Here is a 13676-nt window from a genome sequence, read left to right as displayed (position 1 = left end):
GTCAGGCCTTCGCTTCTTCGAACACGGCACCGATGGTGCGTTCGACCAACGGCAGCTTGAACGCGTTCTGTGATGTGGTGCGGGCGCCGGCCAAGACTGCCGATGCGGTCGCCTTGGCGCCATTCGGCATCTGTGCCTCGGCAGCTTCGACGCGCCATGGCTTGTGCGCGAGGCCACCGAAGGCGAGACGGCCGCGACCGCCGGGCTGGATCACCGCGGCAACGGAGATCAGCGCGAACGCGTAGGACGCACGATCACGCACCTTCTGGTAGATGTGCGTGCCGCCGATCGGCTTCGGCAAAGTGACGGCTGTGATCAGTTCACCTGCCGCGAGCGAGGTCTCGATGTTCGGCGTCGCGCCGGGGAGACGGTGGAAGTCCGCGATCGGGATCGCGCGCGTCTGGCCGGCAGCATTCACCGTCTCGACCGTCGCATCGAGCACGCGCATTGCCACGGCCATGTCGCTCGGGTGCGTTGCAATGCACGCGTCGCTCGTGCCCATCACGGCAAGGTTGCGGTTGAACCCGCCGATCGCCGCGCAACCGCTGCCGGGCTGACGCTTGTTGCAGGGCTTGGTGGTGTCGTAGAAATACGGGCACCGTGTCCGCTGGAGCAGGTTGCCCGCAGTCGTCGCCTTATTGCGCAGCTGGCCCGACGCGCCGGACACAAGCGCGCGGCTGAGCACGCCATAATCCTTCCGCACGCGTGCGTCGGCCGCGAGGTCCGTATTGCGGACGAGCGCACCAACGCGGAGGCCGCCCTCCGACGTCGGCGTGATCTTGTCGAGGCCGAGGCCGTTGACGTCGATCAGATGCTGCGGCGTCTCGATCTGCAGCTTCATCAGGTCGAGCAGGTTAGTGCCGCCCGCGATGAACTTCGCGCCTGGCGTGCGGACTGCAGCGCTGGCAGCTTCCTTTGCCGAGGTCGCGCGCTCGTAGGTGAAGGCCTTCATGCGGTGCGCTCCGTACCGGCGACGTCGTGGATCGCGTCGATGATGTTCGCATAGGCACCGCAGCGGCAGATGTTGCCGCTCATCCGCTCGCGCAGTTCGTCGGTGGTCACCGTTGGCTGAGCCGAAATATCGCCAGTCACGTGGCTGGGGATGCCCGCCTTGATCTCGCCGAGCGTCGCGACGGCCGAGCAAATCTGGCCGGGGGTGCAATAGCCGCACTGATAGCCATCATGCTTGACGAACGCGGCCTGCATCGCGTGCAGCTTCTCGGGGGTGCCGAGGCCTTCGATCGTCGTGATCTCTTCGCCTTCGTGCATGACCGCGAGCGTCAGGCAGCTGTTGATGCGCCGACCCTCGACGATGACCGTGCACGCACCGCACTGACCGTGATCGCAGCCCTTCTTGGTGCCGGTAAGCTTCAAATTCTCACGCAGCGCGTCCAGCAGAGTGGTCCGCGTATCCACGTTGATCTTGGTCGTGCGACCATTGACCTTGAGCGTCACGGGCATAGTCGGCGGGGCCGCTTGCGCCGTACCCTGCGCCTGAGCCTGTACGGCGGGCGCCGCCACCAACGTAGCCGACGCAACACCGCCGGCGATCACGCCACGGCGCGACACCGGAAAACCTTCATCCTGATGCATATCAAATCCCTGTATCTGCTAGCGTAACGGGCGAGAGCGGGCAAAGTTGCGCTGCTTCACAATTGGTTCCGTGAATTTTACGTCATAAAAATCTGCGATAGGGTATTGAAATGCGGACAATTTCTTCCAGCGTGTCGGTGCGGCTGTATCATCTCGACGACAGCGGCGAGGGCGGGGCGGCAACCACGCTGTTCTATGGTCCGCTCGGGGAGGCCCTGACGATCGCAGCGCAGCAGGAAGAGGATGTGCAAGCTGGACTGTATTTGGCCACGGAGAACGACGTCGTCGCGTATCTGGATCTAGAGGAGTAGCGCCCCCCTCGATCCTCCCCCGCAAGGGGGAGGTGGCACCGAAGGTGACGGAGGGGGAGGACACGAAGCAGTGGTTTCCCTTTCCTCCCCCTCCGTCTGGCAAAGGCCAGCCACCTCCCCCTTGCGGGGAAGGATCAGCAGTGACCTTCAAGTCCCCGGCGTGAACCCGTCATCCCGATCCGGCGGGGTCGGCGAATGCACCTCGCTACATATCGAACGAAGCGCACCCTTCATCCCTTCCTCGAACGTCGGATGGTAAATCGGCAGATCGAGCACCTCGGTCGCGGTCCAGCCGCTCTGGATCGCCCACGCGATCAGGTGCGCGCTGTGCTCGACTGCAGGCCCCGCCATCGTCGCACCAGTCAGGCGCCCATCGCGGCGATCGGCATAGAACCGGACCAACCCGGCATTGCATGCCTCGACCTTCGCCCGGCCCTGATCGTCATAAGACGCGGTGCCAATCACGCTGTCGGCATCGTCATCCTTGGCGATCTTGCCGATGACCGCGACGTTGGGATGCGTGAAGGTGATCGCGAACGGCACGGTACGCTTGCCCGGCGTAACCTCGGGGTAGCTCGCCGCGTTCCGCCCCGCGATCATGCCCTCTGCCGATGCCTCGTGCAGGACAGCGCGGTCATGGTCCGCATCGCCGGCGATGAAGATAGGCGCGGTGCCACACTGCATCGTCTCGCAGTCATAGTCCGGCATGCCGTGGTCATTGAGCGCAAGTCCGGTCGTTTCCAGTCCGATGCCCTTGATTCTTGGCGGCCGCCCGGTCGCGACGAGCAGGTAGTCGAAGCGCTGCTCACCCGATGCGGAACCACTCCAGGCCAGCTTGACGCCATCGCCGTCAGGCTCGACCTTGAGTTCGACACCCAGCAGGATCGGCATCTCGCGCGACAGGATCGCGTGATACGCCTCGGCGACGTGGCGGTCCTTCAGTCCGCCGATCGTCTCGCCCGTGTCGAACACCATCGTGTCGACGCCAAGCCGCGCCATTGCCTGCGCCAATTCCAGCCCCAGCGCGCCCGCGCCGATGACGCCGAGCGACTTCGGAAGGTCCTTCAGGTCGAAGATGCTCTCGTTGGTCAGCACGCGGTCGTGCACCGCGTCGAACATCTCGGGGATCGCAGGGCTCGATCCGGTCGCGATCACCACCGACTTCGCGTGTACCTCGCGGCCGTCACTCAACGACAGGATCGTCGCACCCGCAAACTTTGCACGCGCTTCGATCTTCACCTCCTCGGGAAGCTTATCGATCGACTTTTCGACGCCCGCGACGAATGCATCGCGTTCTTTCCGTACACGCGCCATCACCGCGATGCCGTCGACCTTGCCCGACGCCTCGACCCCGAACACTGACGCATGCTCGACCGCATGCATCGCGTTACCGGCCGCGATCAACAACTTCGAGGGCATGCATCCCACGCTCGCGCAGGTCGTGCCGCCGAAGCCTTCGTCGATCAGCAGCGTCTTGGCGCCGTTGCGTCGGGCGCTGCGCTCGGCGGCGAGGCCAGCGGTTCCGGCACCGATGATTGCCACGTCGCAGGTCAGCTTGGTCATAAGTCTCTCCGTTGCCGGAGAATTCCGGGGCCGCGGTCAACGAAACCTTCGATGCCGCCCAGCCGTTCCGCGGTGCAGCACATTCCTAGTCGAAGGACGCTTATGTTAACGCTCCACCACCTGAACTACTCGCGCTCGATCCGCGTGATCTGGCTGCTCGAAGAGCTCGGCATCGAATACGACCTCGTCAAATACGAGCGTGACGAGAATTTCCGCGCGCCGGCAGAGCTCAAGGCGATCCATCCGCTCGGCAAGGCGCCGGTACTGGTCGACGATGCGCTGACGCTCGCCGAGAGCGCGCCGATCCTGTCGTACATCGACGAGCGTTACGGCGACCGTCGCTTCTCGCCGCCGGTCGACAGCGATGCGGCCGCCGTGCACGACGAATGGCTGCAATATGTCGAAAGCTCGGCGTCGTTGCCGATCATGATGACGTCGCTCGGCAAGCGGATGGGCGGTCTGCCCGACGGCCTTGCCAAGTTCACCGGCCCCGAAGTGACCAAGACGCTCGACTATATCGGCGCGGGCGTTGGCGATGGCCCGTATCTGATGGGCGAGCAGCTGATGCTGGCCGATATCCAGATGTGCTACATCCTGGCGATCGCCGAGAGCGCCGGATTGCTCAAGGATCATCCCGACGTCGCGGTGTATCTGGATCGCCTGCGCGCTCGGCCGGCGTTCATCGCCGCGACGGAAATCGGTGGCCCGCTGATGCCAGCCCGCCGCTAAAGACGATGGAAGGGGGTAGCGGCCGCGTTACCCCCCGAAGCTGCGACCACCAAAGCCGCCGCCGAAGCCACCGCGCGAGATCACCGAACTGCGCGACTGGACGCGGGCAGGGGCTCTGGCGGTGGTCGGCGTGAAGGCGTCGGAGCCGACGCGGGTACGGCCCGTCACATAGTCCCGGTTGATCCGCCCACCAGCGCCACCGTAATAATTGCCGTCGCGGTCGCGGTACATCGGTGCGCCGCGGTTGCCGAAGCCGCCGTTGAGCGCCTGCCCGACCAGGAAGCCCGTCAGCAGCGGCGTGAAGAAGCTTCCGCCACTGCCGTTGTTGCGCGGCTCGCACTGCGCGGCGCCATATTGTTCTTCGCAGGTCTGTCGGTCCTGGAACCGTGGCGCGGTCTTCGCGGCATCGGCCTTGGCCTGCTCGAACGCGGTATCGCACTGGACCGCGGACAAAGCACCCGCCGCGCGGCACTCCTGCACCGACGCATAGCTCTGCGCCTCGACGGGCTTGCCGCCGACATCGCCGTCGCACGCGGTCAGCGAGATTCCCGAGCCTGCGATCAGGCTGGTGAGGACGATCGATCTGGAACGCTTCATCGCTATGCCCTTCAGTTCGTCATGCAGGCGGCGTTGAGGATGCCGACGCACAGCGAGATGCTGCCCATATAGGTCGCCGCCGCGATTTCACCGCGGACAATCCGGTCGTTGAAGTCTCGCATCACGAAATGCTGGACCACCAGGAACGTGACGATCTGGATCACGCCCGCCAGCAACGCCCACACCGCGAACTCGACCAGCGAGACGGTATGCGTCAGCGCAGAGGCGAGCGGCAGGACATAGCCGAGCAGCGCCGCGCCGAGTGTGATCGCCGCGGCGGTGTTGCCTTCGCGGATCAGCGACTTCTCGTGATACGGCGTCGCGACCTGGTAGACGACCTTGAACAGTATCGTGAACGCACCCGCCGCGACGAACGCGATCAGGAAGGCGAGCGCGCTGGCGCCGAAGCTGTATTGGTCGATCATGGCATTTCCCCCGGAGCCGTCTGCGCGCGACGCTAGGCCCTGAACTCGCCGAGTTCCAGTGCCACGCCCAGCATGATCTCGAACGAAACGTCGCCGGACTTGGTCTCCATGTCGATCGCGAGCAGCAATTCGCGGCCGTCGTCGCCCGGCAGGTCGCGGCTAAACAGCATGCAGGTCTGGAAGATGCGGCGGTCGACGATCCCGTCGCGGTCGTCGTGCAGTTCTTCCCAGAACGTCACGGGCTCCTGCTCGCTGGCTTCGGGGCCGAACCATGCGCGGCTGTATTCGGGTAGCCCCTCGGCGGTGAAGGTGCGTGCCTTGAGCCGGCTCTTCCACGCCGGGCGCTCGGCGGCGGACGACGGATAGCTGCTGTCCCATGGCGCGAACAGCGTGACATCGGTGACGTCCTGTCCGTCGCGGTCGTTCGACACCGCCTGGAACATGATGTCGTCGTCGGTGTAGAACCGGTGGACGAAGCCGCCTTCGTTGAGGTCGATCAGCCCCTGCGCGACGATCACCAGCGTATCGCGGTCGAACGGGAACAGCAGCTCCGAGCCGAACCTACGCCACGCCAGCGGATCGACCGTCACCGTGCGCCCCAGCGTGACGTTGCGGACTACGGGCAGGGCGTTGCCATCAAGCGCGGGCTTGCGGCCGAACAGGCGATCGAACATGCAATCCTCGCGTCTCTGTGGTTGGCGTGCCTCTTAGGCCAAAGCGCGAGCCGTCGCAAAGCGCCATTGGCGCGCCCTTCGCCTGCGCCTATGTGTCTGCGCGAGCGACAAGCACGGGAGTTCTTGCATTGACCGACATCTGGACCGTCCGCAGCCTGAAGGCCGCGCTCGACACGTCCGAGCCTGCGAAAGCCGGCGAGTTTTCCGCTCGGATCCTGGAGGGCGCGGACCCGGTCTTGCTGGTGACGATGCACCACCACGGCGACCTCGAACTGTTCGTCAACGTCAGCGAGGCGCAGATCGCGTGCTCGACCTTGCTGTGGCCGTGCGACGAGCAGGAGGACCAGCTGGCGTTCAACACCTTCCTGCTGAAGTCGCAGAAGCTGGTGCCGCTGTCGAACTTCGGGATCGGCACGGTCGATGGCCGCGATTATTACGAGTTGTTCGGCGAACTCGCGACGTCGAGCCGGCTCGATACCGTGATCATCGAACTGCGCACGCTTGCCGAGAATGCGATCGATGCGGCCACCGACCTGCGCCACGCGCAGATCCCGGCAGCCTGACGTCATCGCCTGATTTAGATACAAACGGAGAGACTGGCATGGCCATCTGGAGCAAGCTTTTCACCCTCGGTCGCGCCGGTGCGCACGAGGCGGGCGCGGCGGTCGTCGACGCGAACGCGCTGCGTATCCTCGACCAGGAAATTCGCGATGCCGACAAGGCGCAAGGCAAGGCACGCGACGATCTCGCGGGGCTGGTAGCGCGTCGCCGTATCCTCGAAACCGAGGTCGAGAGCTTCCGTGCTCAGGCAACCAAGTACGAGGCTTCGGCGCGGATCGCTGTCGAGAAGGGCAACATGGATCTCGCGCGCCAGGTCGCGCAGCGGATCGCCGATCTCGAACAGGACATCGCGCTGAAGTCTCCGCAAGTCGAGGACATGCGCGCCGCCGAGGAGCAGATCCACACCGCCGTCGCGCAGACCGACCGCAAGATCGAACAGCTCCGCCGCGAGGTCGAGGTCGTCAAGGTCAACGAGTCGGTGCAGAAGGCGCAGGCCTCGGTCGCGTCGGGCAGCATGGGTGCAGGCAACAAGCTCGGCTCGGCTGCGGACAGCCTCGCGCGTATTCGTGAACGCCAGGCGATCCGTGGCGAGCGGATCAAGGCGGCGGGCGAACTGGAAGACCGACGCACCGGCGCCGACCTCGACGAGAAGCTGCGGCTGGCAGGCATCGGACCGGGGCAGTCGTCCGCGGACGACGTGCTCGCGCGCCTGACCGCGCCGAAGACGCCGGAACTCGGCCAGACGCTGCAGATCGGGCAGCGCGACGACTCCAAGACGTCGGACTCCTGATGCGCCGGATCGCGGTCGACCCGCGCGGCGACTGGCGCGAACGGGCCGACGCGATCGGGTTCGTCTATCACGACACGGATGGCGAACCGTACTGGGACGAGGGCGCGGCATACGCCTTCACGCTGGCGGAGATCGAGAACGACCTCGAACCCGCCGCGGAACAGTTGCACGCGATGTGTCTCGATCTGGTTGACGAGGTGGTCCGCGACCAGCAGTTGATGGAACGCCTCGCGATCCCGCGCGAGCAGTGGAACTACGTCGCGGAAACGTGGCGGACGCGCCAGCCGTCGCTCTACGGGCGGTTCGACTTCGCCTATGACGGGACGGGGCCGGCCAAGCTCTACGAGTATAATGCCGATACGCCGACGTCGGTGTTCGAATGCGCGACGTTCCAGTGGATGTGGCTTGAGGATCTGCTCGCGAGCGATGCGTTGCCGGCGGGGACCGATCAGTTCAACAGCCTGTTCGACAAGCTACGCGAGCGGTTCCGTGCATTGTTTCCGAGCGGCGGCTTCGTCCATTTCGCGGCGGATGCGTCGGCGATCGAGGATCGCCAGACGGTGCGGTTCTTCGAGGATCTGGCGTCGCAGGTCGGCATCGAACCGAAGTTCGTCGAGATGAAGGATATTGGCCTCGCCGCCGATGGGCGCTTCGTCGACACCGACGGCTTCGAGGTGCAGGCCGCGTTCAAGCTGTATCCGTGGGAGTTCATGCTCCGCGAGCCTTATGCGCCGAACCTGTCGCGCGCCGACGTGCGCTGGATCGAACCGGCATGGAAGTCGATCCTGTCGAACAAGGGCATCCTCCCGTTGCTGTGGGAACGCCATCCCGAGCATCCGAACCTGCTCCCCGCGTTCTTCGACAACGATCCCGCCGCCAAGATCCTAGGGCCGAAATACGTGCGCAAGCCGTTGTTCTCGCGCGAGGGCGCGAACGTCGAGGTGATCGGCGAGGACGGCCATGCGGTTCTCGATCAGGGCTATGGCGTCGAGGGTGCGATCCGGCAGGCGTATGCGCCTCCACCCGTGTTCGACGGCCGCCATCCGGTGATCGGCGCGTGGATGGTCGGCAACGAAGCCGCGGGGATCGGCGTTCGGGAAGATGAAACGGTCGTGACGCGCAATCTCGCGCGGTTCGTGCCGCATATCATCGAGGCGAATGATGACTGACGCGCTTGAGCTACCCCCGTTGCCACCGATGGAACGGCTGGTCGAACTGATGTTAGACGCCGCGCGGACGGGGCGCGACGAGATGATCCCGGCGCTGTTGCAGGCGGGGGTCGATATCGAGGTGACTGACGCGAAGGGCTACACGCCGCTGGTGATCGCCAGCTACAACGGCCAAGCCGAGGCCACCGCGGCGCTCCTCGCGGCCGGTGCGCAGGTCGATGGCGCGGGGGACGCGCGCGGCAACACCGCCCTGATGGGCGTCTGCTTCAAGGGCTATACCGAGATCGCGCAGATTTTGCTCGATGCTGGTGCGGACGTGAACCGGCGGAATGGCGTCGGCCAGACCGCGCTGATGATGGCGGCGTTGGTGAACAAGACGGCGATCATCGACCTGTTGATGGAGCACGGCGCGGACCCGGCGATCGTCGATGCGGCAGGGAACACCGTACACTCGCTGGCGGTGTCGCAGGGGAACGCGATGTTGGCCAAGCGCTTCGCAACGACCGGCTAGCCCCCTCAAGTTGTTCACCCGCGAAGGTGGGTGCCAGACTGGGCACCCGCCTTCGCGGATGAACAAACTTCTGTCAGTCGTCAGCCTCTCGCTCGGCACCGGCACGAGTCTTAGGCAACACCGCCCCGACATGCGCCTCACCCCGAGCCTCAGCCAGCCGTACCTGCCGCTCGCGCTCCGCATAGCCCGCCCGTTGCACCTCGTCCCGCGCGTCATGACACGCCGGGCAACTCACCCCCTCGACATACAGCGGCGAGGCACGGTCCTCCACACTCACCGGCATCCGGCACGCATGGCACAGCACATGACTTCCGAGCGCAAGCCCATGTCCAACCGCAACCCGCTGATCGAACACGAAACATTCTCCCTCCCAAAGGCTCTCCGACTCGGGCACGGTCTCCAGGTACTTCAGGATGCCGCCCTTGAGGTGATACACCTCGTCCAGCCCCTCGGCCTTCAGGAACGCAGTCGACTTCTCGCACCGTATCCCCCCGGTACAGAACATCGCGATCTTCGGCGGCGGCCCGTTCCCAACCAGTTCGTCGCGGTGCGCGCGAAACCAAGCCGGAAAATCCCGGAAGGTCCGCGTCTGCGGATCTACCGCGCCGGCGAACGTGCCGACCGCAACCTCGTAGTCGTTGCGCGTGTCGATCACGATCGTTCCCGGGTCGGCGATCAGCGCGTTCCAGTCCTCGGGCTCGACGTAGTGGCCGACGCCCTCCAACGGATCGATCGCGGGCTCGCCCATCGTTACGATCTCGCGCTTCAGCCGAACCTTCATCCGGTGAAACGGCATCGTCTCCGCGCGCGATTCCTTCACGTCGAGATCGGCGCAGCCTGGCAGCGCGCGAATATGCGCGAGCACCGCGTCGATGCCGGCCTCGGACCCGGCGATCGTCCCGTTGATCCCCTCGGCGGCGAGCAGCAGCGTCCCCTTCACCCCGTTCGAACAGCACGCGAGCGCAAGCGGTGGCTGGATCGCGGCGATGTCGGCGAACGGCGTGAAGCGGTACAGCGCCACGACGCGGATGGGCAGGGTTTCGGTCATCGGTTCATCGTGCAGGGGAGGAGGTGCGCTCCCTTAGCGCAAGTCGCCCGCCGCGTCAGCCTGCGGTGACGATCATCCCGTCGACTACCGCGACCGGCCAAGGCGTCAGTCGCGCTCCCCCGCACGGTCCGCCAACGCACCCGCCGCTGTCGATCTCGAACAGCGCGGAATGCCAGCTGCACGCGATCAAGTCGCCGCGCGGCGTGAGATAGTCGTCGAGCATTTGTGCGAGCGGCAGGCCCATATGAGGGCAGCGATCGACATAACCGAACACCGCGTCGTCCTTGCGCACGACGAAGCCGTGGAAGCGGCCCGCACGCATCTGGAGTACGAAGTTCCGCGCCTTGCCGTTCGCAATCGCGTCGAGCGGCGCGAGCTTGATCCCGCCCGGCGTCGCGGTCAGCCGTTCGCCTTCGCTCATGCGAGGTCGGCGTCCGGCTGGCAGTCAGGGTGGGCGGCGGCGAAGGCGGGGAGGGCGCGGGCGTTCTCTGCCGCCGCCTTGAGCTTCGGGTAAGGCGAGAGATTGACCGCAAACCGCTCGGCCGAATAGACTTGCGGCACGAGATGACAATCGGCGATCGTCGGTGTCGCGCCGAACGCGAAGCCGTCGCCATGGTGCGCGATCTGCGTCTCGAGCGCTGCGAAACCGTCGCCGATCCAGCGCGCGATCCAGTAGTTCACCGCCGCCTCGTCTGCCCCGAACCCGACGCGCAAGGCGTTCAGGATACGAAGATTGTTCACCGGGTGAATGTCGCAGGCGATCGTCGCGGCCATCGCACGGACGATCGCCCGATCATTCGCGCCAACGGGGAGCAGCGGTGGATCGGGATAGGTCTCGTCGATCCATTCAAGAATCGCGGGGCTCTGCGTGAAGACCGCGTTGTCGATCTCCAGCGCCGGCACCAGGCCCTGTGGATTGAGCGCACGATAGCCCGCCTCGCGTTGCGCGCCTTTGCGAAGGTCGTGCGTGACCTGCGCATACGCCACGCCCTTCAGGGCAAGCGCGATACGAACGCGGTAGGCGGTGGTCGAGCGCCAATAGCCGTGCAGAGTAAGGCTCACTTCGGCAGAATCGCCTTGGGGAAATCCGACCACACCGCATCATAATCGAGTTGCGAATGCTCGAGCGCATAGGCGGTAGGCTTGTACGGCCAGCAGCTCTCCAGCATGAACGCCATCGTCCCGTCGATCTTGTGCGGCTTCAGGTCCGCCGCACTCGCGCCCTGCCAGCTCGCCAGATCGGGGCCATGGCCCGACATCAGGTTGTGCAGCGAGATACCGCCCGGCGCGAACCCCTCGGCCTTCGCATCGTAGGCGCCGGTAATCAGCCCCATAGCTTCGGACATGACATTACGGTGGAACCAGGGCGGCCGGAACGTACCCTCGGCGACCATCCAGCGTGGCGGGAATATCACGAAATCGGCGTTCGCGCGGCCGGGCACGTCGCTTGGCGAGGTCAGCAGCGTGAAGATCGACGGATCGGGATGATCGAAGCTGACCGTGTTGATCGTATTGAACCGCGACAGGTCGTACCGCCACGGTGCAAGATTGCCGTGCCACGCGACGACGTCGAGCGGCGAGTGATCGAGCGTCGTGGTCCACAACGATCCCATGAACTTCTGGACGACCTCGACCGGCTCGTCGCGATCCTCGAACCAAGCGACCGGCGTCTCGAAATCGCGCGGGTTTGCCAGCCCGTTGGCGCCGATCGGGCCGAGATCGGGCAAGCGGAACAGCGCGCCGTGGTTCTCCGCGACATAGCCGCGCGCTTCGCCATCGGGGAGTTCGGCGCGGAAGCGAACGCCGCGGGGGATCAGCGCAATCTGGCCGGGCGCGATGTCGATCCGGCCGAGTTCGGTCAGCAGTCGTAGCCGTCCAGCCTGCGGCACGAACAGCAGTTCGCCGTCTGCGTCCATGAACACCCGCGCGGTCATGTCGGTGTTGGCAGCGTAGACGTGGAGCGCGACGCCTTCCAGATCGGCGGGGTCGCGGTTGGCGAGCATCGTCGTCATGCCGTCGATCAGGTCGGTGCCAGGAGCGGGCGCCTCGATCGGATCCCAGCGCAGGCGATTGGGCGCGAGCGGCGCGCCGGTGGTGCCAGGCGCGAACCGCTTCGCCCCCGCATAGCGCTCGAACGGCGAATGCTCGGCAGTCGGGCGCATCCGGTAGAGCCAGCTGCGACGGTTCTCGTGGCGCGGTGCGGTGAACGCGGTGCCGGAGAGCTGCTCGGTATAAAGACCGAACGCGGGCCGCTGCGGCGAATTGCGGCCGATCGGCAGCGCGCCGGGGATCGCCTCAGTCGATACGTGGTTGCCGAAGCCGGGCTGGTACGCCGCGTGGTCTTCGGTCTGGCCGGCGGTCTCGCCTGCGGCATTGGTCGGCTGGTGAATTGTCATGGCTTCCTCTCCGTCACCTGTTCCGATCAACGCCCGAACCGCCGGCCGTTCAAACTCTTTCCTTTCCCTCTCCCTCGGGGAGAGGGAGGGAGACGCGCGCTGCACGGCGGAAGGGTGAGGGCACGTGCTGGTGTCGCGCGTGCCCTCACCCTCGGCGCTCGCGCGCCTTTCCCCCTCCCCTAAGGAGAGGGTTTTAAGTCTTCAGGCGTCGACTGTGATCACGCCTCTGCGAATCTGGTCGAGCTCGATGCTCTCGTACAACGCCTGGAAATTGCCGTTGCCGAAGCCTTCATTCCCCTTGCGCTGGATGATCTCGAAGAAGATCGGCCCGAACATGTTCTCGGTGAAGATCTGCAGCAACAGCCCTTCCTCGCCGACATTGCCGTCGATCAGGATGCGGTTGCGGCGCAGGCGTTCGAGGTCATGGCCGTGGTTCGGGACACGCTTGTCGACCAGCTCGTAATAGGTCTCGATCGTGTCCTGCAGCTTGACGCCGCGCGCGCGCAGCTTCTCGACCGTCTCGAAGATATCATCGGTGGTCAGCGCCAGATGCTGGATGCCCTCGCCGTTATAATCCTTGATGAATTCCTCGATCTGACTTTTGTCGTCCTGGCTCTCGTTCAGCGGGATGCGGATCGCGCGGTCGGGGGCGATCATCGCCTGGCTGAACAGACCGGTCGCCTTGCCCTTGATGTCGAAATACTTCTGCTCTTCGAAGCCGAAGATCTGGCCGTAGAACTCCGCCCAGGTCCGCATCTGGCCACGCTTCACGTTGTGCGTGAGGTGGTCGAGCAGGTCGAGACCAACGTTGTTCTCCGCCTCGGCTTCAGCCGCGCCCGGAACCTGATTCCAGTCGTCGTACAGGCTGCCGGCCGCGCCATGCTTGTCGACCAGATACAGCAGCGAACCGCCGATCCCTTCGAGCACATAACTACCCTCGCCGAGCGCGCCCATGCTGGCATCGGCCGCCTTGGCGCCGCGTGCGAGGGCTGCGTCGAATGCTTCCTTGGCGTCATGGACCCGGAACGCCATGCCACTCGCCGACGGGCCATGATCGGCACGGAACGCCGCCGCATGACCACCGTCCTCGCGGTTGAGCAACAGGTTGATGCGGCCCTGCTTGTAGCGCGTGACGGCCTTGGTCGGGTGAGTCGAGGCGGCGACGAAGCCGAACTGCTCGAACTGCGCGGCCATCCGGTCGGGATCGGGCGAGGTGAATTCGGCGAACTCGAACCCGTCGAGACCCATCGGGTTTACGTCCATATGGTCCATGATCACATCCTGACAATTGGTATCCGTTGTTACCAAT

General features: G+C 65.2%; 17 protein-coding genes. 6 read left to right on the top strand and 11 right to left on the bottom strand.

The genetic code is table 11. The features are described 5' to 3' along the window. Nucleotide 1 precedes the first annotated feature (1 nt). Nucleotides 2-952, bottom strand: a complete 951-nt coding sequence (locus C8J42_RS09475; protein WP_133019785.1) for a xanthine dehydrogenase family protein subunit M — start codon at nucleotides 950-952, stop codon at nucleotides 2-4. Further along, nucleotides 949-1593 (bottom strand): aldehyde dehydrogenase iron-sulfur subunit PaoA, encoded by a 645-nt coding sequence (gene paoA / locus C8J42_RS09470; RefSeq protein ID WP_133019784.1) that lies wholly within the window; start codon nucleotides 1591-1593, stop codon nucleotides 949-951. Before paoA ends, C8J42_RS09475 begins: the two co-directional genes overlap by 4 nt. A gap of 110 nt (nucleotides 1594-1703) precedes the next feature. Here paoA and C8J42_RS09465 point away from each other — a divergent pair, with 110 nt between their 5' ends. Next, nucleotides 1704-1904, top strand: coding sequence for a hypothetical protein (locus C8J42_RS09465; RefSeq protein ID WP_133019783.1), 201 nt, complete (start codon nucleotides 1704-1706; stop codon nucleotides 1902-1904). Nucleotides 1905-2051: 147 nt separating this feature from the next. Here the strand turns inward: C8J42_RS09465 and C8J42_RS09460 are convergent, their stop codons facing one another. After that, nucleotides 2052-3467 carry a dihydrolipoyl dehydrogenase gene (locus tag C8J42_RS09460; RefSeq protein WP_133019782.1) on the bottom strand — a complete coding sequence of 472 codons (1416 nt, stop codon included), beginning with the start codon at nucleotides 3465-3467 and terminating at the stop codon, nucleotides 2052-2054. A gap of 102 nt (nucleotides 3468-3569) precedes the next feature. Between C8J42_RS09460 and C8J42_RS09455 the strand changes: the two genes are divergently transcribed. Next, entirely contained in the window at nucleotides 3570-4196 is a 627-nt protein-coding gene (locus tag C8J42_RS09455) for a glutathione S-transferase (RefSeq protein WP_133019781.1), read from the top strand. A gap of 27 nt (nucleotides 4197-4223) precedes the next feature. Here the strand turns inward: C8J42_RS09455 and C8J42_RS09450 are convergent, their stop codons facing one another. From C8J42_RS09450 to C8J42_RS09440, 3 genes are read right to left on the bottom strand one after another with little or no spacing between them, the layout of a single operon-like run. Further along, complete coding sequence (locus C8J42_RS09450; RefSeq protein WP_056049223.1) at nucleotides 4224-4793, bottom strand: DUF1190 domain-containing protein; 570 nt, start codon at nucleotides 4791-4793, stop codon at nucleotides 4224-4226. A gap of 11 nt (nucleotides 4794-4804) precedes the next feature. Next, nucleotides 4805-5218 (bottom strand): DUF350 domain-containing protein, encoded by a 414-nt coding sequence (locus C8J42_RS09445; RefSeq protein ID WP_133019780.1) that lies wholly within the window; start codon nucleotides 5216-5218, stop codon nucleotides 4805-4807. A 32-nt stretch (nucleotides 5219-5250) separates the two neighbouring features. Continuing rightward, nucleotides 5251-5892 carry a DUF2491 family protein gene (locus C8J42_RS09440; protein ID WP_133019779.1) on the bottom strand — a complete coding sequence of 214 codons (642 nt, stop codon included), beginning with the start codon at nucleotides 5890-5892 and terminating at the stop codon, nucleotides 5251-5253. Nucleotides 5893-6020: 128 nt separating this feature from the next. Here C8J42_RS09440 and C8J42_RS09435 point away from each other — a divergent pair, with 128 nt between their 5' ends. The 4 genes from C8J42_RS09435 to C8J42_RS09420 are packed head-to-tail and all read left to right on the top strand — an operon-like array spanning nucleotide 6021 to nucleotide 8923. Further along, complete coding sequence (locus C8J42_RS09435) at nucleotides 6021-6455, top strand: YjfI family protein (RefSeq protein WP_056049210.1); 435 nt, start codon at nucleotides 6021-6023, stop codon at nucleotides 6453-6455. A gap of 38 nt (nucleotides 6456-6493) precedes the next feature. Further along, nucleotides 6494-7243: a PspA/IM30 family protein gene (locus C8J42_RS09430; RefSeq protein ID WP_060525423.1), complete on the top strand. Its 750-nt coding sequence runs from the start codon at nucleotides 6494-6496 to the stop codon at nucleotides 7241-7243. Then, nucleotides 7243-8412, top strand: a complete 1170-nt coding sequence (locus tag C8J42_RS09425) for a glutathionylspermidine synthase family protein (RefSeq protein ID WP_133019778.1) — start codon at nucleotides 7243-7245, stop codon at nucleotides 8410-8412. Before C8J42_RS09430 ends, C8J42_RS09425 begins: the two co-directional genes overlap by 1 nt. After that, nucleotides 8405-8923, top strand: a complete 519-nt coding sequence (locus C8J42_RS09420; RefSeq protein WP_133019777.1) for an ankyrin repeat domain-containing protein — start codon at nucleotides 8405-8407, stop codon at nucleotides 8921-8923. The genes C8J42_RS09425 and C8J42_RS09420 overlap by 8 nt, the downstream gene beginning before the upstream one ends. 73 nt (nucleotides 8924-8996) lie before the next feature. Here C8J42_RS09420 and C8J42_RS09415 read toward each other — a convergent pair whose 3' ends face one another. From C8J42_RS09415 to hppD, 5 genes are all read right to left on the bottom strand, one after another. After that, nucleotides 8997-9971 (bottom strand): rhodanese-related sulfurtransferase, encoded by a 975-nt coding sequence (locus C8J42_RS09415; RefSeq protein WP_133019776.1) that lies wholly within the window; start codon nucleotides 9969-9971, stop codon nucleotides 8997-8999. A gap of 55 nt (nucleotides 9972-10026) precedes the next feature. Next, nucleotides 10027-10392: a Rieske 2Fe-2S domain-containing protein gene (locus tag C8J42_RS09410; protein WP_133019775.1), complete on the bottom strand. Its 366-nt coding sequence runs from the start codon at nucleotides 10390-10392 to the stop codon at nucleotides 10027-10029. Then, nucleotides 10389-11033 (bottom strand): maleylacetoacetate isomerase, encoded by a 645-nt coding sequence (maiA, locus tag C8J42_RS09405; protein WP_133019774.1) that lies wholly within the window; start codon nucleotides 11031-11033, stop codon nucleotides 10389-10391. Before maiA ends, C8J42_RS09410 begins: the two co-directional genes overlap by 4 nt. Beyond that, the gene (gene hmgA, locus C8J42_RS09400) at nucleotides 11030-12367 is read right to left on the bottom strand and encodes a homogentisate 1,2-dioxygenase (RefSeq protein ID WP_133019773.1); all 1338 of its coding nucleotides are present in this window, start codon (nucleotides 12365-12367) and stop codon (nucleotides 11030-11032) included. Before hmgA ends, maiA begins: the two co-directional genes overlap by 4 nt. A 201-nt stretch (nucleotides 12368-12568) precedes the next feature. After that, nucleotides 12569-13639 carry a 4-hydroxyphenylpyruvate dioxygenase gene (hppD, locus tag C8J42_RS09395; RefSeq protein ID WP_133019772.1) on the bottom strand — a complete coding sequence of 357 codons (1071 nt, stop codon included), beginning with the start codon at nucleotides 13637-13639 and terminating at the stop codon, nucleotides 12569-12571. Nucleotides 13640-13676 lie beyond the last annotated feature (37 nt).

It is taken from the genome of Sphingomonas sp. PP-CE-1A-559, from assembly GCF_004340965.1.
Taxonomy (GTDB): domain Bacteria; phylum Pseudomonadota; class Alphaproteobacteria; order Sphingomonadales; family Sphingomonadaceae; genus Sphingomonas.
Note: the sequence above shows the minus strand (reverse complement) of the source record. Positions and strands in the feature narration are given on the sequence as shown.